This window comes from Pseudomonas migulae (assembly GCF_024169315.1).
In the GTDB taxonomy this organism is placed as follows: Bacteria; Pseudomonadota; Gammaproteobacteria; order Pseudomonadales; family Pseudomonadaceae; genus Aquipseudomonas; species Aquipseudomonas migulae_B.
Map to the genome: position 1 here is coordinate 5,964,446 of NZ_JALJWR010000001.1, position 18,382 is coordinate 5,982,827.

An 18,382-nucleotide genomic window follows, 5' to 3' on the forward strand; every position below is an offset into this window, starting at 1 on the left:
GGCGATGGCCATTTTCATGAGTGCATTGCATGTCTATCCAAAGCATTTCCCGTTCGTTCATTGAGCACACTGCCGTCACTGAGCTGCGCAGCCCGCAGGAAGGCCCGATCGTTTCCCTTGAAAGTCGACTGATCGAAGCGTTCGCGGGTTCAGCGGTCAACAGCAGCCAGGAAGTGTCGTCGATCAACCAACTGATGCAGCGTCCGGATATCACCAGCCCCGAAGTATTGGCGCAGCTGCAGGAGCAGATGGGGCAATACAACGTCGACATCAATTTGCTCAACGTATTGGTCCGTAAGGCGGTGAGCACGGCCGAAACGTTATTGCGCGCGTCATGAAGACGGGGGCGTTACTGATGTTTCTGTGCCTGGCGTTGCTCGGTTGTCGGCAGCCAAGTCTGTTGGAGGGACTGGACCAGCAGCAGGCCAATGAAGTGCTTTCGGTACTGCAACGCAACAACATTGCGGCGACGAAAGTCGACGCCGGCAAAACCGGGTACGCAGTGAAAATCAACCCGGTCGATTTTTCCGCCGCTGTCGATTTGCTCAACCTCTACTCGTTGCCGTCCAGGCCGCGCCTGCAAGTGGCGGAGATGTTTCCCAGCGATTCGCTCGTCGCATCCCCCAGGGCCGAAAAGGCTCGACTCTACTCGGCGCTGGAACAGCGAATCGAACAGTCCCTGAGCCTGCTCGAAGGCGTGGTATCGGCGCGGGTGCATGTCAGTTACGACCTGGATGCCGGTGAAGGCGGACGCAAAGCCGCGCCTGTTCACCTGGCGGCCGTGGCGGTTCATGAACGAGACATTGAGCCGCAGCTGCTGATCACCGACATCAAGCGTTTTCTGAAAAACAGTTTCGCTGCTGTCGAGTACGAAAATATCTCGGTGGTGCTGTCGCAGCGCTCGCCCACGCAACACGTTGCGCCGTCGGTGTCTGCGACGCAAAGTGATTCGCGCCCGGTGTGGCTGCTGGCGTCGTTGGCGGCGGTGCTGTTGGCGGGTTGCGCAGGGTTGGGTTATCGACTGTTGAAAGGGGCGCCGCGTGACATCGTGCGCTGAACGCCTGCGGCAGATTCTCGCCGAACCGCTGGAGTATGTGCACCCTCGGCGGTTGAACCTGCCGCCAGGGTTTGACAGTCCCGATGCACGGCGCGTGCTCAACCGGATGCTTCTCGAAGGGCTTGACCAACAAGGCCCCTGGCCCTCGATGCCGCTGACTAGCGTCGCACAACAGTGGATTCGCCAGTGGCGACAATTGCCTTACATCGCGTGCCTCATGGGTGCCTGGCGACTGTTTCCACAGCTGGCGCGAGGTGGCGCGTTGCAGCAGTTGCCGATGCCGTTACGTCGATTCGCCAGTTGCAGACCGGAGCCTCGCGACAACGTGCTGCTTGAGCCGTCATGGACACCGCTGCAACAGGTTGAAGCCATCGGCTTTCATTTGCTGTCGAATTTTTCCGGTCTCCTGCCGTTGCCGCTGTTTGAGCGGCTGTTTTTGCAATTTTCTCCCCAGGTTGTCGGCCTGCAGACTCAGTGGCCGGTGGCTGAACCTGATACGGCTCTTTTCATTTTGGCGGTGCAGCATGCTCGACTCCATCCGAACCCTGACTGACGTGCCGGCATCGCGTGATGCACACGTGACGCGCGCTGACCTCGACGCGGCGCGCCAGCGGCGCTCATTACAACAGCAGGCGCAACGCCGGGCCCTTGAGTGTGTCGAGCAGGCCCGATCGGAAGCCGAGGCCATTCGTGCCCAGGCATTTCAGGAGGGCTATGCAAACGGCATCCTGCGCGCTGCCGAAAACCTGGCGAACGGTTTGCTCGAGTCGCAGGCGCTCGGGTTGCAGTTGCGCAAGGATTTGGCGCAAGCCGCGCGCCAGTTGCTACAGGACTTGCTGACGCGCAACGAATGGCTGGATGAAATGCTCGAGCGCTGGCTGGCGGAACAGTCGCACACCGAGGCGCCGTTGCAGGTGTTGCTGCCTTCGCGCTGCAAACCTCAAGGCCCGGCGCTACGGCAAAGAATGCAGCGTCTCTGGCCCGGCACGCTGGTGCTCGACTATCAACCCGAAGAACGCTACGTGTTCCGCTTGGCCGACCAATTGCTCGAATTTGATCTCGAGTCGGTTAGCCAACGATTGGAGCCCCGGTTATTGGCCCGGCTGGGGAATCTGCCCGCGTCGGTTCGATTGCTTGATCAGACCTCGATGAACCTGTTGGGTGAGCTGTGCTCGGGCTTCGGCGCGGTGCCTGTACCGGCAAATGGAGTGCGGCATGAAGATTGAGCCGATGATGAGCATTGACCCGCGTGATCAAAGATCTGCGATCGAGAGCCTTGAATCACGCATGGTGCAGGTGTCTGGCAATACGGCCGATATCAACGGCAGCAAACGCCCGGACCCCGAATTCGATGAGTTGTATCGGCGGCTATTGGCAATGGAGGGGCAGGGCGAAAAGGCGATCTTTCTTTTCCTCAAGTCACAATCGAACCCCGATGGCACGCCCATGTATCCGAATGCTAAAGCGATCATGGCCGTCACGCATAAGCTGTTGGTCCGCATGAAAGACGAGCAACTGGAAAAATCGCTGCTCTACAAGGAAATCAAAGGCGCCAATGCCCGGGCTTTCAGCATCGAGATCTACATCTCAGGTTTTATGCGCGATGTGTTCCAGCCGATGGGCGACGACAGTTGGGAAAAGAGTGAGTGGTGAGGCTGGGGGCGCCAAGCCACAAACAGCTTGGCGCGCAAGGTTGCATGACCTCATGCAGGTTTCGTTCGCTCATTGACGTACACGGTACCAAAGCGTCCCGCGAAAACCACTGCGGCGGCCAGCGTGTTGACGATATGGTCGACATCGGCTTTGGAAATCGGCAGGGTCGAGAAGAAGCGGGTTGCGGAGATGACGACGGCGACGATTGTTTCGGTCACCGACGTCCGAATCGCGTTGGTGGACAAGAATTGGTTGGCGACTTGTTCAGCGGTGGGTACCCGTACAGACAGGTTGAGGCGAAAGCCTTTGTCCGTGTTTTCACCTTGGAGAGCGTGCATCAGCTCGCCGCCAAATACCTGGCCGGCAACATCGGCTCCGGCATTGTAGGCACCGCGTAAAAAGTCATGTCCAACCACCGGAACGAGGGATTCGACAATGTCGGCGGCTCGCGCTTCGACGGACAGGTTTGAACCCGCTCCAGCATCGGCATTTCTTTCCATCCACACCGCTAGTTGACCAGCGAACGACGGTGTCTCGGTCGGTAGCGTCTTGTTGCCTTCTGACATGACAAATCCGGGACCGGAATAGGGCGCCGTGTAGTTCATGCCAGTAAAGGCAAGGAACTGGAGGGCACCGTTCAGCACTCCGCTCGCAGCAGTCCCAGCAAGGTTGGCTTTTGAGTTGTCAGTTGTCGGCAAGAACAGGTTAACCAGATCATTGGCGAAGCTGTAGAAAGCCGTTTGTGTGCCGAAGGTGGCAAATGCCGGCATCGCCGCCGCCGGCGCTGCCGCTATCAATGCCAACGCCGCCATCGACAGGGTGAGTGTGGCGACGCGGGCCAGGCGCGTTTGCTGATTGGCCGTACCGTTGATCTCATCTCTTGCTGCACCAAGGATGTTCAGCGTGGGGCCGACTGCCAGGGCGATTGCGCTCATCACATTACGTGTCAGTGGCGCGGCGGCATTGGTGAACAGGGATTTTTCCAGGGCGAATCCAATCAGCTGCCTGACGGTAGTGAGCGTGCCGATGACCAGGCCTGTGCGCAGGCCGGAAATTGTGAGGTTGCTGGCCCATCGTCCGAGATCACCTTCGAACTCGTTGCGTCCCAACTTGGTCAGGAGTTCGCCGCATAGATCAACGATCGTGTGGGTGCGTTGTATCATCGCTTCCACTGAGCTTCCGAGTGACTTCGTTGCCACGCACGCCTGGGTAAGTCGTTCTGCCAGAGATCCAGGCGTTGCAGCGGCTGACGCAGCCTCGAAATCACCCGAAAGAACGTGCTGAACAACCTGGCAAAGGCCCCTTGAGTGTTCATCGCCGGGCATCTCGAGCATCACATCGTTCAGGTTCTGAACAACACTCTCACTCACGGTTATCAGGGTATCTGGACGCAGTTCACTGGTGTGTTGGGCAGTGACGCTATTGCTCAGGGCCTCGGCGATTGCCTCAGTACCTTCCATCTCCACAATTGTGTGATCTGGACGGGTTGGAGGGGCCGAGCTTACGGCATTTCCATGATATTGGAGGGTTGGTGGCGGTGATGAGGAAACCTGCATTTCATCTACTTCCATGAGGCCCTGCGTTATTGCAGTCGAATCGATCATTCACCCGCGCTGCGGCTGCAACTATCAAAAAACGCTCCGGCCGGTATTACCGACCACGGGAATAAATCCCTTGGTTCTCGCCGCTGACCCTCCACACGGCTATAATCGCCGCCACTTTTCATTGCCCAGAGTCAAACCCGCCCATGTACACCCTGGCCCGTCAGCTGTTGTTCAAACTTTCCCCGGAAACCTCCCACGATCTGTCCCTGGACCTGATCGGCGCGGGCGGGCGTTTGGGCCTCAACGGTTTGCTGTGCAAGGCCCCGGCGAAGATGCCGGTGAGCGTCATGGGGCTGGACTTTCCGAACCCGGTAGGTCTGGCGGCCGGTCTGGACAAGAACGGCGCGGCCATCGACGGTTTTGCCCAGTTGGGGTTTGGTTTTGTCGAAATTGGCACCATCACCCCGCGTCCGCAGCCGGGCAATCCGAAACCGCGGATTTTCCGCCTGCCGGAAGCCGAGGCGATCATCAACCGCATGGGCTTCAACAACCTCGGCGTCGATCACCTGCTGGCCCGCGTGGCAGCGGCGAAATACAAGGGCGTGCTGGGCATCAACATCGGCAAGAACTTCGATACGCCCGTCGAGCGTGCGGTCGACGATTACCTGATCTGCCTGGACAAGGTCTATGCCCACGCCAGCTACGTGACGGTCAACGTCAGCTCGCCGAACACACCGGGCCTGCGCAGCCTGCAATTCGGTGATTCGCTCAAGCAGTTGCTGGCTGACCTGGCGACCCGTCGCGCGGAGCTGGCTTTACGCTACGGCAAGCACGTACCGCTGGCGATCAAGATCGCACCGGACATGACCGACGAAGAAACCGCTCAAGTCGCGCAAGCGCTGATCGAAACCGGGATGGACGCGGTGATCGCCACCAACACCACCCTGAGCCGCGTGGGTGTGGAAGGCATGGAACACGGTGACGAGGCGGGCGGGTTGTCCGGCGCGCCGGTTCGCGACAAGAGCACCCACACCGTGAAAGTGCTGGCCGCTGAATTGGCCGGTCGCTTGCCGATCATCGCTGTCGGTGGCATCACCGAAGGCAAGCACGCGGCCGAGAAAATCGCTGCCGGGGCGAGCCTGGTGCAGATTTACTCCGGCTTCATCTACAAGGGCCCGGCGTTGATCCGTGAATCGGTCGATGCCATCGCGGCACTGCGCTGAACCCTGCGGCAATGTGCTTCTGTGGGGAGGTGAGTTCTCTGTGGCGAGGGGATTTATCCCCGTTGGGTCGCGAAGCGGCCCCAAAACCAGTCAACTCGGTGAATCAGTCAAAACTCATTCGCAGGTTTTACGACGGCTTCGCCGCCGAACGGGGATAAATCCCCTCGCCACAGAAAATCCCTCACCACAGGGGGGCATCGCTGAATTTTGGAACAGGCATAAAAAAGGGCTCCTCGAAGGAGCCCCTGGGCCGGAGCCCGCCGCCCGGATGGGGCGTGCGTGGTAAGTCGTTACGTAATCAGGTTGTCGTGTCGGAGTGTGTGCCCTGTGTTAGCCGACGGCGTGAAGTTCGTTGAGTCTGTGGATTCCCGCAGTGCCGGTCATACCGTCCCAGTTGTCGCCGCGTCCTTCTCGCCAGCCGTTAATCCAGGCTTGGCGTACCGACGGTAGAGTAAATGGGCAAAGCTCACGGGATTTGCCACCAACGCCATATTGATATCCGCGCAAAAATGCTCTTTCCAACGGATCACGCTTAAGTCTTCTCATAGGGTGTTGCCCTCACTTGTTGACTGTATTTATCGCGTTGACCTCAATCGAGGTCTGGCAGAAATGTCTGCCGTTGGGGGGCTCGCTGCCGGCGTGGCGAGCCAGGGTGTTGACGTCCGTTGTGGCGCCAACCTGTGTTGAGTTCTAACCAATGCGTCACATCGAGGGAATGATCGTTTTGTCATAAGAACGTAACCATAAAGATGGTATGGCCATAAGTAACACGATGTTTGTCCCGTATTTATTGGCCAAAGCCCTGTATGATCGGCCCCCCGCAAGATGATGGGGTTAATCCTTTAGTGAGAATGGCTCGTGTTGCCTCAGCCATTATTCGACGAAGGGTCGACTTATGACATTTTGTTGCCTCAACTTTTTTATCTGCCCGTGCATCTAAGCTCTTCTAACCTGAGCAGCACGGGTGGGACGGCACACCTTCGTGCCACGCGGGCGCTCTTTTAGAAAAGCGCCTGATTGAAAACCGGGCCGGCAATGCGTTGCCGGTCCACTAGCCAAAGGCTCTGAAATTCCAATGTCCGATCAATTCGAAATCTTCCTCACTTGCCCCAAAGGCCTTGAAGGCCTGCTCATCGAGGAAGCCGTCGGGCTTGGCCTTGAAGAAGCGCGTGAGCACACTTCTGCCGTGCGCGGCATGGCGACCATGGAAACCGCTTATCGCCTGTGCCTGTGGTCGCGCCTGGCGAACCGGGTGCTGCTGGTGCTCAAGCGTTTCCCGATGAAGGACGCCGAAGACCTGTACCACGGCGTGCTCGATATCGAGTGGCAAGACCACATGCTCAACGACGGCACCCTGGCCGTCGAGTTCAGCGGTCACGGCTCGGGCATCGACAACACCCACTTCGGCGCCTTGAAAGTCAAAGACGCCATCGTCGACAAACTGCGTACTCCGCAGGGCGACCGTCCATCCATCGACAAACTCAACCCGGACCTGCGCATTCACCTGCGTCTGGACCGTGGCGAAGCGATCCTCTCCCTCGACCTCTCCGGCCACAGCCTGCACCAGCGCGGCTATCGCTTGCAGCAGGGCGCGGCGCCGCTGAAGGAAAACCTCGCGGCCGCGATCCTGATTCGTTCCGGCTGGCCGCGCATTGCGGCCGACGGCGGCGCACTGGCTGACCCGATGTGCGGTGTGGGTACGTTCCTCGTCGAAGCGGCGATGATCGCCGCCGACATGGCGCCGAACCTGCGTCGCGAGCAGTGGGGCTTCACCGCGTGGCTCGGTCACGTGCCGGCGCTGTGGAAAAAGCTGCACGAAGAAGCCACCGAACGCGCCGCGGCCGGTCTGGCCAAGCCACCGCTGTGGATCCGCGGTTACGAAGCCGACCCGCGCCTGATTCAGCCGGGCCGCAACAACGTCGAACGTGCCGGCCTGAGCGAGTGGATCAAGATCTACCAGGGCGAAGTCGGCACCTTCGAGCCGCGCCCGGACCAGAACCAGAAAGGCCTGGTGATCTGCAACCCACCGTACGGCGAGCGTCTGGGCGACGAGGCGAGCCTGCTCTACCTCTATCAGAACCTTGGCGAACGCCTGCGTCAGGCCTGCCTGAACTGGGAAGCCGCCGTCTTCACCGGCGCCCCGGACCTGGGCAAGCGCATGGGCATCCGCAGCCACAAACAGTATTCGTTCTGGAACGGCGCGTTGCCGTGCAAGCTGCTGTTGATCAAGGTCACGCCGGACCAGTTCGTCACTGGCGAACGTCGCACCCCGGAACAGCGTCAGGTCGAGCGCGAACAAGCCGAAGTCGAAGTCGCCGACAACGATGTGGCGCCGGGCAAGTACGAGAAGTACAACAAGAACGGCAACCCGATCAAACCGGCGCCGGTGGTGATCGAACAGCCGCGCTTGAGCGAAGGCGGGCAGATGTTTGCCAATCGCCTGCAAAAGAATCTCAAGGCGCTGGGCAAGTGGGTCAAGCGTGAAGGCATCGATTGCTACCGTGTCTACGATGCCGATATGCCGGAATACTCGATGGCCATCGACCTGTATCAGGATTGGGTCCACGTCCAGGAGTACGCCGCGCCGAAATCCATCGACCCGGAAAAGGCTTCGGCGCGCATGTTCGACGCCCTGGCAGCGATTCCGCAGGCGTTGAACATCGACAAGAGCCGCGTGGTGGTCAAGCGCCGTGAGCGTCAGAGCGGCACCAAACAGTACGAACGTCAGGCCGCGCAGGGCAAGTTCGTCGAGGTCAACGAAGGCGGCGTGAAGCTGCTGGTGAACCTCACCGACTACCTCGACACCGGGCTGTTCCTCGACCACCGGCCAATGCGTATGCGCATTCAGAAAGAGGCGGCGGGCAAGCGCTTCCTCAACCTGTATTGCTACACCGCGACCGCCAGCGTCCACGCCGCCAAGGGTGGCGCGCGCAGCACCACCAGCGTCGACTTGTCGAAAACCTACCTGGACTGGGCGCGTCGCAACCTGTCGCTGAACGGCTTCTCCGACAAGAACCGTCTGGAGCAGGGCGACGTGATGGCCTGGCTCGACGCCTGCCGCGACGAGTACGACCTGATCTTCATCGACCCACCAACGTTCTCCAACTCCAAGCGCATGGAAGGGATCTTCGACGTGCAGCGTGACCAGGTGCAATTGATCGACCTGGCCATGGCGCGACTGGCGCCGGGCGGCGTGTTGTACTTCTCCAACAACTTCCGCAAGTTCGCCCTTGAGGAAAATCTCACCGAGCGTTATGCGGTCGAGGAGATCACGGCCCAGACCATTGATCCGGATTTTGCCCGCAACGGGAAGATCCACCGGGCCTGGAAAATCACTGCGCGTTGACACTTTTCGGCATTGGATCCACAGAGCCTTGATTTTTAAAGGCTCTTGGCTTCTTTCAGTGCTGGTCAAATTGATGGCTAATAGCTATAACTCAACCCATGGCCAATGGGCTTTTCCGGCACCTGGCGTTTTGAGTTGCCTCTATGTCGTTGCACGCCGTGCGCCCCAAGATCCTGGGTTTTATCAGTGAAGATGTTTCGGCCTGGCTGGTCGCGCTGCTGGTATTGGTCGTCGGCGGCGTTCTGACGGGGTTGTTGGCCTGGTCGACCCTGAATCTGTTTCACCAGCAATTGCGGCAACGTTTCCAGCTGCTGGCCAGCGAACGTTACAGCCGTATCGAAGAGCGTTTCGAAGATCAGGAGCAGCGCCTCGATGGTCTGCGCCGGTTCTTCACCAATTCCGATACGGTCGACCGTGAGGAATTCAACGGCTACACCCAACCTTTGCTGCACCGAACCCAGGCGTATTCGTTCGCCCGGCGGGTCAGTGGTGCCGAGCGCGCGGAGTTCGAGCGCCAGGTGCGCGAGGAAGGTTTATCCGATTTCACCGTTCGTGAGCTCAATGCCGAAGGCCAGCTGCAACTGGCGGCCGAACGGGATGAGTACGTGGTGGTGCTGTATAGCCAAACGCAAAGCCGCCTCGGCTCGCCGTTGGGTTACGATTTGCTGGCGCAACCCCTGCGCCGTTCCACCCTTGAACGGGCCGACCAGAATGCCCGGATGGCAGTGTCGCAACCGATGCATCTGGTCAGTATCGAGCCGGCCTATGCCAGGGGCGTGCTGCTGGTCGCGCCGGTCCAGTCCCGCAACAGTCCTGCGTCCAGACCCTATGGTTACGTGATGGCGGTGATCAGCATGCGTCAGTTGCTGGCCGACGGGTTGCCGGAGGCGGGCCGCGATTACCTGTCGGTGCGCATCCTCGACTTATCCACAGACGAACAGCACGAAGTGCTCTTTGAATCGCCCAACGGGCCTGCCGTCAGCGATCTGGCCGCGACCCGGCTGCTGCGGCTGGCCGATCACGACTATCAAGTCGACATCCAGCCCAGCGAAGCCTTCCTGCAAGCCAACCATTCTTCGGTCACCAGCGTGGTGGTGCTGGGTGGCTTGCTCAGTCTGATGCTCAGCGCGCTGCTTTATGTGCTGGTCAGTCAGCGCCAACGGGCGTTGAGAATGGTCGAGCAGCGGACCCAGGAACTGCGCGCCCGCGAGCAGGAACTGCGCGGCACCCATGGTCAGTTGCGCGGCGTGCTGAATGCCGCGACTCAGGTGGCGATCATCGCCACCGACCTGCGCGGCGTCATCAGCACGTTCAATGCCGGGGCGGAGCAGATGCTCGGCTATTCCAGCATGGAAGTGGTGGGCCACATGACCCTGGAAAACCTGCACCTGCCTCGGGAGCTGGCGGCGCGTTCGGCAGAGTTGAGCGCGCGCTACGGCAAGCCGATTCCGACCTGCCAGGCCATGTTGGTCGAGGGCGGCGAGGAGGGCGGTCACGAAGCGCGGGAGTGGACCCTGGTTCGCGGCGACGGCAGCCATTTGACGGTGAACATGCTGGCGACCCCGGTGCTCGACGAGCAGGGGCTGTGGGTCGGGCACCTGGCAATCTGCATCGACGTTACCGAGCGCAAGCGGGTGTATGAGGCGCTCGCTGCACGGGATTTGTTATTGAAGAAACTCAGCGCCCATGTGCCCGGCGGGATTTACCAGTTCAAGATGGAATTCGACGGTCGCTTCAGTGTGATCTACGCCAGTGACGGCATTCGCGAGATCTACGAACTCGATCCGGATGTGATGCTGCTCAACGCTGAAGCGATTTTCACCCGGATTCATCCCCAGGACACCACTCGGGTTCGCGCCTCTATCCGCGCGTCGGCGGACACGCTCAGCCCGTGGCGCGAGGAATATCGCGTGGTGCTGCCGGCGCGTGGCATGCGCTGGGTCCGGGGTGAAGCGACCCCGGAAGAACTGCCCGGTGGCGGGGTGCTCTGGCATGGCTACGTCTCGGATATCTCCGACCTGAAACGGGTGGAGGAAGAGCTGCGGGCACTGTCGATTACCGACTCACTGACCGGGATCCACAACCGCCGCTACTTCCAGGAGCGCCTGACCACCGAAATGGCCCGGGTCGAGCGCGGTGGCGGCGAGTTGTCGGTGATCATGCTCGACATCGACCACTTCAAACGCATCAATGACCAGCACGGTCATGCCGTAGGTGATCGGGTGTTGCAGGCAGTGTGCGAGCGGATCGGCCTACGGCTGCGTCGCACCGACGTGTTCTGTCGCCTGGGCGGCGAGGAGTTCATGGTGCTCTGCCCGGACATCGATGGCGAGCAGGCCTACACGTTGGCGCTGGAGTTGTGGCAAGGCTTGCGCAGCTCGCCGATCGAGGACGTCGGGATCGTCACTGCGAGTTTCGGCATTGCCAGTTGGCGCGTCGACGAGGGCGCGGATGCGCTGCTGCTGCGGGCCGACTCGGGGGTGTATGCGGCGAAGCAGGCGGGACGGGATCGGGTTCAGGGCGAGATGAATTAACCCGAACTGTACTCAAACCCTGTGGGAGCGGGCTTGCCTGCGAAAGCGGTGTATCAGTCGACATTGATGTTGAATGACACACCGCTTTCGCGAGCAAGCCCGCTCCCACATTTGATCTCCTGTGTCTGGACGATCGTTTACAACACCGAAGCCGTATCCGGCAGTTTCGGCTGGCGATACAAGTCCAGCAGCACCTGATCCAGCACCGACGACGCACCAAACGGTGCCTTGTCGTTGAGGATCGCCACCACCGCCCAGGTATTGCCGTTAACGTCGCGGCTGAAACCGGAGATCGCGCGCACGGTGTTCAGGGTGCCGGTCTTGACGTGGGCTTCACCGCGCATCGCGGTGGTCTTCAGGCGTTTGCGCATGGTGCCGTCGGTGCCGGCAATCGGCATCGAGCTGATGAACTCGGCCGCGTACGGGCTGCGCCATGCGGCCTGCAGCATCGCCGCCATTTCCCGCGCACTGACACGTTCTGCCCGGGACAGGCCGGAACCGTTTTCCATCACCAGGTGCGGCGCGGTGATGCCTTTCTTCGCCAGCCACTGACGCACCACGCGCTGGGCCGCCTTGGCGTCGTCGCTGTCGGCGTCGGTGCGGAATTTCTGGCCCAGGCTCAGGAACAGCTGCTGAGCCATGGTGTTGTTACTGTATTTGTTGATGTCGCGAATGATTTCCGCCAGGTCCGGCGAGAAGGCGCGAGCGAGGACCTTGGCATCTTTTGGCGTTGGTGCCAGCACGTCCTTGCCCTGGATGCTGCCACCCAGTTCTTTCCAGATCGCCCGGACCGCGCCCGCGGTATAGGTTGCGTGGTCGAGCAACGACAGGTAAGTCTGCGAGCTGCAGCCATCACCCAACTGACCGCCGACGGTCACGTTCACGGTGCCATCGGCCTGGGTCACCGGGTTGTAGCGCACGCCACCGGTGCATTGCTTGGAGTTGACGGCCTTGACCTGGTTTTCGATGCGGATGCTGGAAATCGGCGGCTCGACCGAAATCAGCACCCGACCGTTGTCGTTGCGCGCCACGAAGCGCAGTGCCTTGAGGTTGACCAGCAGTGAATCGGGTTTGACCAGGAACGGTTTGTTCTCGTCATTGCCGTCATCGTTGAACTCGGGCAATTGCGGTTGCACGAAGAAACCACGATCCAGCACCAGGTCGCCGGTGACCTGGGTTACGCCGTTGGCGCGCAGGTCGCGCATCAACAGCCAGAGTTTTTCCATGTTCAGTTTCGGATCGCCGCCACCCTTGAGGTAGAGGTTGCCGTTGAGAATGCCGCCGCTGAGCGTGCCGTCGGTGTAGAACTCGGTTTTCCACTGATGGTTCGGGCCGAGCATTTCCAGGGCAGCGTACGTGGTGACGAGTTTCATGGTCGAGGCCGGGTTGACCGAGACGTCAGCATTGAAAATGGTCGGCGTGCCGGGGCCGTTGAGCGGGATCATCACCAGTGACAGGGCGTTGTCCTGCAACTTGCTGGCCTTCAGGGCTTTTTCGACGTTGGGCGACAGGCCGGTGTTGATGGAGGCGGCGGAAACGGGGAGGGCCAGGGGGATGAGAAGACTGGCCAGCAACAGTGGACGCAAAGATTTGATCATGTGAAATAAAACCCTACAGCCGAGGGGAAAAAAGACGAGGGCATGAAGATAAATTCCCTCAGTGGTCATGAAAGTGTCGGCATTATGCCCCAAGGTGTAGCGGCTTGTGCTGTGCCCCGGTCGCCTAATCCGCTATTTTTTTACCGACGGTAACGGGTTGGGCCCAGAGAATCGGGCAATTGGCGGCTTAAACTGCTAAAGTGCCGCCCGTTATTACTTATGAGGATTGTTCCAATGGCGACTAACCGTTCCCAGCGTCTGCGCAAAAAACTGTGCGTCGATGAATTTCAAGAGCTGGGTTTCGAACTGAACCTGGATTTCAAAGAAGATTTGGCTGATGAAGCCATTGATGCTTTCCTCGACGCGTTCCTGAAAGAAGCCATGGAAGCCAACGGTCTGGGCTATGTTGGCGGCGACGACTTCGGTCTGGTTTGCCTGCAGAAGCGTGGCTCGGTGTCCGAAGAGCAGCGTGCTGCTGTTGAAGCCTGGCTCAAAGGCCGCAGCGAACTGACTGAAGCCACCGTCAGCCCGCTGATCGACGTCTGGTACCCGGAAAAGCCGATCAATCCGGTAGCTTGATGTCATAAAGAAGCGGCGACCCACGGGTCGCCGTTTTTTTATGCCTGTTTTTTGTTGTCGCATGGCTTGGCTGCGTTGGCGATCTCACGAATGCCTTCGCGGGCAAGCCTCGCTCCTACGGAATTGGAGTCGTTCGCATAACACGTGTACGACTCGGACATGTGGGAGCGAGGCTTGCCCGCGAAGGGGCCCTCAAGCCTTGCGCCAATTCAGAATCACCAGCGTCACCACCCCCGCCACAATCCCCCAGAACGCCGAGCCGATGGAAAACAGCGTCAGCCCCGACGCCGTGACCATGAAGGTGATCAGCGCCGCTTCACGTTCTTTCACTTCGGCCATGGCAATGCTCAAGCCATTGATGATCGAGCCGAACAGCGCCAGCGCCGCAATCGACAGCTCCAGTTCTTTCGGCAACGCGGCAAACAACGCCGCCAGCGTCGCGCCGAAGACTCCGGCGATTCCGTAGAAAATCCCGCACCAGACCGCTGCCGTGTAACGCTTGTTGCGATCCTCGTGGGCATGCGGGCCGGTGCAGATGGCCGCGCTGATGGCCGCCAGGTTGATCCCGTGGGAACCGAATGGCGCCAGCAGCAGCGAGGCGATGCCCGTCGTGGTGATCAGCGGCGAGGCCGGTACCGTGTAACCGTCGGCGCGCAACACGGCGATGCCCGGCATGTTCTGCGAGGTCATCGCCACGACGAACAGCGGGATGCCGATGCTGATGGTCGCGGCCAGGGAGAAGTGCGGCGTGGTCCAGACCGGCGTCGCCACTTCCAGGTGAAACGCACTGAAGTCCAGCAGCCCCATGAGCCCTGACAACGCCGTGCCGATAAGCAATGCAGCAAGTACGGCGTAGCGGGGCGACAGGCGCTTGACCACCAGGTATGTGAAGAACATTCCCAGCACCAGCGCGGTGCGATGCTGGGCGGCGACGAAGATTTCGCTGCCGATCTTGAACAGGATCCCCGCCAGCAACGCTGCGGCCAATGACGCTGGAATCTTCTTCACCAGGCGTTCGAAGCTGCCGGTCAAACCACAAATGGTCACCAGCACGGCACAGGTGATGTAGGCGCCAATGGCTTCGCCGTAGCTCACACCGCCCAGACTGGTGATCAGCAACGCCGCGCCGGGTGTCGACCAGGCGATGGTGATGGGCGTGCGATAACGCAGCGACAGGCCGATCGAGCACACCGCCATGCCGATCGAAATCGCCCAGATCCACGAAGAAATCTGCCCGCTGGTCAATCCGGCCGCTTGCCCGGCCTGGAACATCAGCACCAGGGAACTGGTGTAGCCGGTCATCATGGCGATGAACCCGGCAACGATGGCCGAGGGTGACGTATCGGCCAGAGGACGGAGCTGCGTGTGCGTGGCGTCGTTCATGACAGCGGTGTTCCTTTGTTCTGATAAAGATGTCCGAATCGACGCAATCCCCTGTGGGAGCGGGCTTGCTCGCGAAAGCGGAGCGTCAGTTAAAGCAGATATCGACTGACACACCGCTTTCGCGAGCAAGCCCGCTCCCACAGGGGGATTGCGTTCTGGCTGCGGATTCTGTGTTAAAGCCTAAACTCAAAAGTAACCAACCGTTGCTATACAGCAAAGGCGACAAACAGCCGTACAGTCGTGTTGCCACCATCCATTGTGTACAATCGCGGTGTTTTTTACGCGATACTTGCCAGCGACCCACTGTGCCGTATTACAGTCACGGTCAATTCGCCGCAGTTCTCCCGACTCGAGTGCCCATGAACGAACAGTTGCAACCCCTCAAGAAACAACCGCGAGCAGGCAAAGCCGGCCGCAGCGGTACCCAGGACGATATTGTCTACGCGCATATCTTCGAGGCCATCCTCGAACAGCGCCTGGCGCCCGGCACCAAGTTGAGCGAAGAAGCGCTGGGGGAAATTTTCGGGGTCAGTCGCACCATCATTCGCCGCGCGCTGTCGCGCCTGGCCCATGAAGGCGTCGTGCTGCTGCGGCCGAACCGTGGCGCCGTGGTTGCCAGCCCGAGTGTCGAAGAAGCGCGTCAGGTGTTCCTCGCCCGGCGTCTGGTCGAGCGGGCGATCACTGAACTGGCGGTGCAACACGCCACCGCCGAGCAAATCGCCGAATTGCGCCAGATGGTCAACGACGAACGCGACAGTTTCTCCCGTGGCGATCGCGGTGCCGGTATCCGCTTGTCGGGCGAGTTCCACCTGAAACTGGCCGAAGCGGCGAAGAATGCACCGCTGATCAGCTTCCAGCGCAGCCTGGTGTCCCAGACTTCGTTGATCATCGCCCAGTATGAAAGTGGCAACCGTTCGCACTGTTCCTACGACGAGCACACCCAGCTGATCGACGCCATCGAAGCGCGTAACGGTGAGTTGGCGGTGAACCTGATGATGCATCACATGGATCACATCGACAGCAAACTCAACCTCGACGAGGAAAGTGCGTCGGATGATTTGCATGCGGTGTTTTCGCATTTGTTGCAGACCAAGAAGCCTGGGCGTTCGACCGCCAAGCTCTAAATTAGAACGAGTCGCGCCCTTCGCGAGCAAGCCCGCTCCCACATTTGCTCTCTAGCGGACACAATATTTGTGTGCGACACAGAACGAATGTGGGAGCGGGCTTGCTCGCGAAGGCGGCATCAAAGACACAAAAAATCCCCCGGGCTTTACAGCTGCGGGGGATTTTTATGCCCGAAAAACCCTAGCGCTGATGCACCTGATTCCCCGCCGCATACGTCTGCAGAACAGTCCGGTCATCCCCCAGTGTCATCAACACAAACAACGTCTCGGCAATGTTGTTCGCCTGCTTCAAGCGATAACTCAGTAACGGCGTGGCGTTGTAATCCAGCACCAGGAAGTCCGCATCGGTGCCCGGCAGCAACGTGCCGATCTTGTCTTCCAGGCGCAATGCGCGGGCGCCGCCGAGGGTCGCCAGGTACAGCGATTTGAACGGGCTCAGTCGCGCACCTTGCAGTTGCATGACTTTGTACGCTTCGTTCAACGTCTGCAGCAGCGAGAAACTGGTGCCGCCACCCACGTCCGTGCCCAGACCGACATTCAGTTTGTGCTTCTCCGCCATCGGCAAATTGAACAGGCCGCTGCCGAGGAAGAAGTTCGAGGTCGGGCAGAAGGCGATCGCCGAGCCGGTTTCGGCCAGTCGCGCGCACTCGTCGTCGCACAGGTGCACGCCGTGGGCGAACACCGAGCGCTCGCCCAGCAACTGATAGTGATCGTAGACGTCGAGGTAACCCTTGCGCTCCGGGAACAGCGCCTTGACCCACTCGACTTCCTTGAGGTTTTCGCTGATGTGGGTCTGCATGTACAGGTCCGGATATTCGCTCAGCAACTGGCCGGCGAGGGTCAGTTGTTCCGGGGTGCTGGTCGGCGCGAAACGCGGAGTGACCGCATAGTGCAAGCGACCCTTGCCGTGCCAGCGCTCGATCAACGCCTTGCTTTCGACGTAGCTGGATTCGGCAGTGTCGGTCAGGTAGTCCGGCGCATTGCGGTCCATCATCACCTTGCCGGCGATCATCCGCAGGTCCAGCTGTTCGGCGGCTTCGAAGAACGAGTTCACCGATTGCGGGTGCACGCTGCCGAACACCAGCGCGGTGGTGGTGCCGTTGCGCAGCAGTTCCTTGATGAAAATGTCCGCGACTTCGTCGGCGTGAGCCTTGTCGGCGAACTGGCTTTCGCACGGGAAGGTGTAGGTGTTGAGCCAGTCCAGCAACTGCTCGCCGTAGGCGCCGACCATGCCGGTTTGCGGCAGGTGGATGTGGGTGTCGATGAAACCTGGCGTGATCAGCGCGTCCTGATAATGAGTGATCTCGATATCGGCCGGCAGGGTCGGCAGCAATTCGCTGGCGTGACCGAGGGCACTGATCTGGCCGTTATCGACCACCAGCAAACCGTCTTCGAAATACTCGTATGAGGCTTCGATGCCCACTTCGGCGGGGTCGGCGATGCTGTGCAGGATGGCGGCGCGGTAGGCTTTACGAGTCAAAGGCATGTGATTTCTCAACTGGAGGCTTGGCTGCGGCGTGAAGCAGGCAGCAGTTTGGCAATCGATGATCCGGCGCTGGCGGTGTGCTGGCCGAAATTCGCGTTATAGGTGGCGATGATTTCGCCGGCGATGGAGATGGCGATTTCCACAGGCAACTTGCCTTTGACTTCGCCGAGGCCCATCGGGCAGCGCATGCGTTGCAGCACGCTGCTGTCAAAACCGCGGTCGCGCAGGCGATGTTCGAACTTCACCCGTTTGGTCTTCGAACCGATCAGGCCGAAGTAGGCGAAGTCGTTGCGCTTGAGGATCGCGGCGGTGAGTTCGAGGTCGAGCTGGTGGTTGTGGGTCATGACGATGCAGTAGCTGCCGGCGGGCAGGTCATCGATTTCATCCACGGGTTCTTCGGCGACGATCTTGCGTACGCCGTGGGGGATCTGCTCGGGAAATTCGTCTTCCCGCGAATCGATCCAGCGCACCCGGCAGGGCAGGCTGGCGAGCAGCGGCACCAGCGCCCGGCCGACATGGCCGGCGCCGAACACGGCGATCTGCGCCTGGACCTGGCCCATCGGTTCGAACAGCAAAACCGTCACGCCGCCGCAGCACTGGCCCAGGCTGGCGCCGAGGCTGAAACGCTCCAGATGGGTGTCCTGTTTGCCGCTGGCCAGCATGTCGCGGCCGATCTGCATGGCCTTGTATTCCAGATGCCCGCCACCGATGGTGTCGAAGCTCTGAGTGGCGCTGATGACCATCTTCGAACCGGCATTGCGCGGCGTCGAGCCGAGCTCTTCGATGATGGTCACCAACACGCAGGGTTCACCCTGGGATTGCAGGTCGGCGAGGGCGTCGATCCAGTTGTACATA

16 protein-coding genes are annotated in these 18,382 nt (G+C 60.2%); 10 read left to right on the top strand and 6 right to left on the bottom strand.

The features are described from left to right. The first annotated feature begins 29 nt into the window (after positions 1-29). The 5 genes from sctI to J2Y86_RS27480 are packed head-to-tail and all read left to right on the top strand — an operon-like array spanning position 30 to position 2,710. Positions 30-338, top strand: a complete 309-nt coding sequence (sctI, locus tag J2Y86_RS27460) for a type III secretion system inner rod subunit SctI (RefSeq protein WP_253438948.1) — start codon at positions 30-32, stop codon at positions 336-338. Next, entirely contained in the window at positions 335-1,057 is a 723-nt protein-coding gene (locus J2Y86_RS27465) for an EscJ/YscJ/HrcJ family type III secretion inner membrane ring protein (RefSeq protein WP_253438952.1), read from the top strand. The genes sctI and J2Y86_RS27465 overlap by 4 nt, the downstream gene beginning before the upstream one ends. Continuing rightward, the gene (locus tag J2Y86_RS27470; RefSeq protein WP_253438956.1) at positions 1,041-1,610 is read left to right on the top strand and encodes a secretion system protein; all 570 of its coding nucleotides are present in this window, start codon (positions 1,041-1,043) and stop codon (positions 1,608-1,610) included. Before J2Y86_RS27465 ends, J2Y86_RS27470 begins: the two co-directional genes overlap by 17 nt. After that, positions 1,582-2,283, top strand: a complete 702-nt coding sequence (locus tag J2Y86_RS27475) for an oxygen-regulated invasion protein OrgB (protein ID WP_253438959.1) — start codon at positions 1,582-1,584, stop codon at positions 2,281-2,283. Before J2Y86_RS27470 ends, J2Y86_RS27475 begins: the two co-directional genes overlap by 29 nt. After that, positions 2,273-2,710 (top strand): hypothetical protein, encoded by a 438-nt coding sequence (locus tag J2Y86_RS27480; protein WP_253438962.1) that lies wholly within the window; start codon positions 2,273-2,275, stop codon positions 2,708-2,710. Before J2Y86_RS27475 ends, J2Y86_RS27480 begins: the two co-directional genes overlap by 11 nt. Before the next feature lie 50 nt (positions 2,711-2,760). Here the strand turns inward: J2Y86_RS27480 and J2Y86_RS27485 are convergent, their stop codons facing one another. After that, complete coding sequence (locus tag J2Y86_RS27485; protein ID WP_253438966.1) at positions 2,761-4,314, bottom strand: hypothetical protein; 1,554 nt, start codon at positions 4,312-4,314, stop codon at positions 2,761-2,763. Between the two features lie 143 nt (positions 4,315-4,457). Here J2Y86_RS27485 and J2Y86_RS27490 point away from each other — a divergent pair, with 143 nt between their 5' ends. After that, positions 4,458-5,477 (top strand): quinone-dependent dihydroorotate dehydrogenase, encoded by a 1,020-nt coding sequence (locus tag J2Y86_RS27490; RefSeq protein WP_253438969.1) that lies wholly within the window; start codon positions 4,458-4,460, stop codon positions 5,475-5,477. 330 nt (positions 5,478-5,807) lie between these two features. Here the strand turns inward: J2Y86_RS27490 and rmf are convergent, their stop codons facing one another. Next, positions 5,808-6,023: a ribosome modulation factor gene (rmf, locus tag J2Y86_RS27495; protein WP_003223300.1), complete on the bottom strand. Its 216-nt coding sequence runs from the start codon at positions 6,021-6,023 to the stop codon at positions 5,808-5,810. Between the two features lie 529 nt (positions 6,024-6,552). On the opposite strand from rmf, the gene rlmKL reads away from it, so the two are divergent. Together rlmKL and J2Y86_RS27505 are read left to right on the top strand one after the other, a co-directional pair. Further along, positions 6,553-8,823 (top strand): bifunctional 23S rRNA (guanine(2069)-N(7))-methyltransferase RlmK/23S rRNA (guanine(2445)-N(2))-methyltransferase RlmL, encoded by a 2,271-nt coding sequence (gene rlmKL / locus J2Y86_RS27500; RefSeq protein WP_253438972.1) that lies wholly within the window; start codon positions 6,553-6,555, stop codon positions 8,821-8,823. A gap of 143 nt (positions 8,824-8,966) precedes the next feature. After that, positions 8,967-11,357 (top strand): sensor domain-containing diguanylate cyclase, encoded by a 2,391-nt coding sequence (locus tag J2Y86_RS27505; protein WP_253438975.1) that lies wholly within the window; start codon positions 8,967-8,969, stop codon positions 11,355-11,357. Positions 11,358-11,494: 137 nt separating this feature from the next. Here the strand turns inward: J2Y86_RS27505 and dacB are convergent, their stop codons facing one another. Beyond that, a complete protein-coding gene (gene dacB, locus J2Y86_RS27510) occupies positions 11,495-12,955 on the bottom strand; it encodes a D-alanyl-D-alanine carboxypeptidase/D-alanyl-D-alanine endopeptidase (RefSeq protein WP_253438979.1) in 1,461 nt (486 codons plus the stop codon). A 234-nt stretch (positions 12,956-13,189) separates the two neighbouring features. Here dacB and J2Y86_RS27515 point away from each other — a divergent pair, with 234 nt between their 5' ends. Continuing rightward, entirely contained in the window at positions 13,190-13,534 is a 345-nt protein-coding gene (locus J2Y86_RS27515) for a YggL family protein (protein ID WP_007896965.1), read from the top strand. 192 nt (positions 13,535-13,726) lie between these two features. On the opposite strand, the gene J2Y86_RS27520 is transcribed toward J2Y86_RS27515, so the two are convergent. Continuing rightward, a complete protein-coding gene (locus J2Y86_RS27520) occupies positions 13,727-14,917 on the bottom strand; it encodes a benzoate/H(+) symporter BenE family transporter (protein ID WP_253438982.1) in 1,191 nt (396 codons plus the stop codon). 359 nt (positions 14,918-15,276) lie between these two features. On the opposite strand from J2Y86_RS27520, the gene J2Y86_RS27525 reads away from it, so the two are divergent. Then, a complete protein-coding gene (locus J2Y86_RS27525; RefSeq protein WP_253438985.1) occupies positions 15,277-16,041 on the top strand; it encodes a GntR family transcriptional regulator in 765 nt (254 codons plus the stop codon). 181 nt (positions 16,042-16,222) lie between these two features. On the opposite strand, the gene guaD is transcribed toward J2Y86_RS27525, so the two are convergent. Continuing rightward, on the bottom strand, positions 16,223-17,527 hold the full coding sequence (guaD, locus tag J2Y86_RS27530) for a guanine deaminase (protein ID WP_253438987.1): 1,305 nt from the start codon (positions 17,525-17,527) through the stop codon (positions 16,223-16,225). An 8-nt stretch (positions 17,528-17,535) separates the two neighbouring features. Next, complete coding sequence (gene xdhC, locus J2Y86_RS27535; protein WP_253438990.1) at positions 17,536-18,381, bottom strand: xanthine dehydrogenase accessory protein XdhC; 846 nt, start codon at positions 18,379-18,381, stop codon at positions 17,536-17,538. Position 18,382: the final 1 nt, after the last annotated feature.

Bases quoted from the DNA above. Each gene is read 5' to 3' on its own strand.
- J2Y86_RS27480 (WP_253438962.1), top strand. From the start codon at position 2,273: ATGAAGATTGAGCCGATGATGAGCATTGACCCGCGTGATCAAAGATCT.
- rlmKL (WP_253438972.1), top strand. From the start codon at position 6,553: ATGTCCGATCAATTCGAAATCTTCCTCACTTGCCCCAAAGGCCTTGAA.
- J2Y86_RS27475 (WP_253438959.1), top strand. From the start codon at position 1,582: ATGCTCGACTCCATCCGAACCCTGACTGACGTGCCGGCATCGCGTGAT.
- rmf (WP_003223300.1), bottom strand. From the start codon at position 6,023: ATGAGAAGACTTAAGCGTGATCCGTTGGAAAGAGCATTTTTGCGCGGA.
- xdhC (WP_253438990.1), bottom strand. From the start codon at position 18,381: ATGTACAACTGGATCGACGCCCTCGCCGACCTGCAATCCCAGGGTGAA.
- guaD (WP_253438987.1), bottom strand. From the start codon at position 17,527: ATGCCTTTGACTCGTAAAGCCTACCGCGCCGCCATCCTGCACAGCATC.
- J2Y86_RS27505 (WP_253438975.1), top strand. From the start codon at position 8,967: ATGTCGTTGCACGCCGTGCGCCCCAAGATCCTGGGTTTTATCAGTGAA.
- dacB (WP_253438979.1), bottom strand. From the start codon at position 12,955: ATGATCAAATCTTTGCGTCCACTGTTGCTGGCCAGTCTTCTCATCCCC.
- J2Y86_RS27485 (WP_253438966.1), bottom strand. From the start codon at position 4,314: ATGATCGATTCGACTGCAATAACGCAGGGCCTCATGGAAGTAGATGAA.
- J2Y86_RS27490 (WP_253438969.1), top strand. From the start codon at position 4,458: ATGTACACCCTGGCCCGTCAGCTGTTGTTCAAACTTTCCCCGGAAACC.
- J2Y86_RS27525 (WP_253438985.1), top strand. From the start codon at position 15,277: ATGAACGAACAGTTGCAACCCCTCAAGAAACAACCGCGAGCAGGCAAA.
- J2Y86_RS27515 (WP_007896965.1), top strand. From the start codon at position 13,190: ATGGCGACTAACCGTTCCCAGCGTCTGCGCAAAAAACTGTGCGTCGAT.
- sctI (WP_253438948.1), top strand. From the start codon at position 30: ATGTCTATCCAAAGCATTTCCCGTTCGTTCATTGAGCACACTGCCGTC.
- J2Y86_RS27465 (WP_253438952.1), top strand. From the start codon at position 335: ATGAAGACGGGGGCGTTACTGATGTTTCTGTGCCTGGCGTTGCTCGGT.
- J2Y86_RS27520 (WP_253438982.1), bottom strand. From the start codon at position 14,917: ATGAACGACGCCACGCACACGCAGCTCCGTCCTCTGGCCGATACGTCA.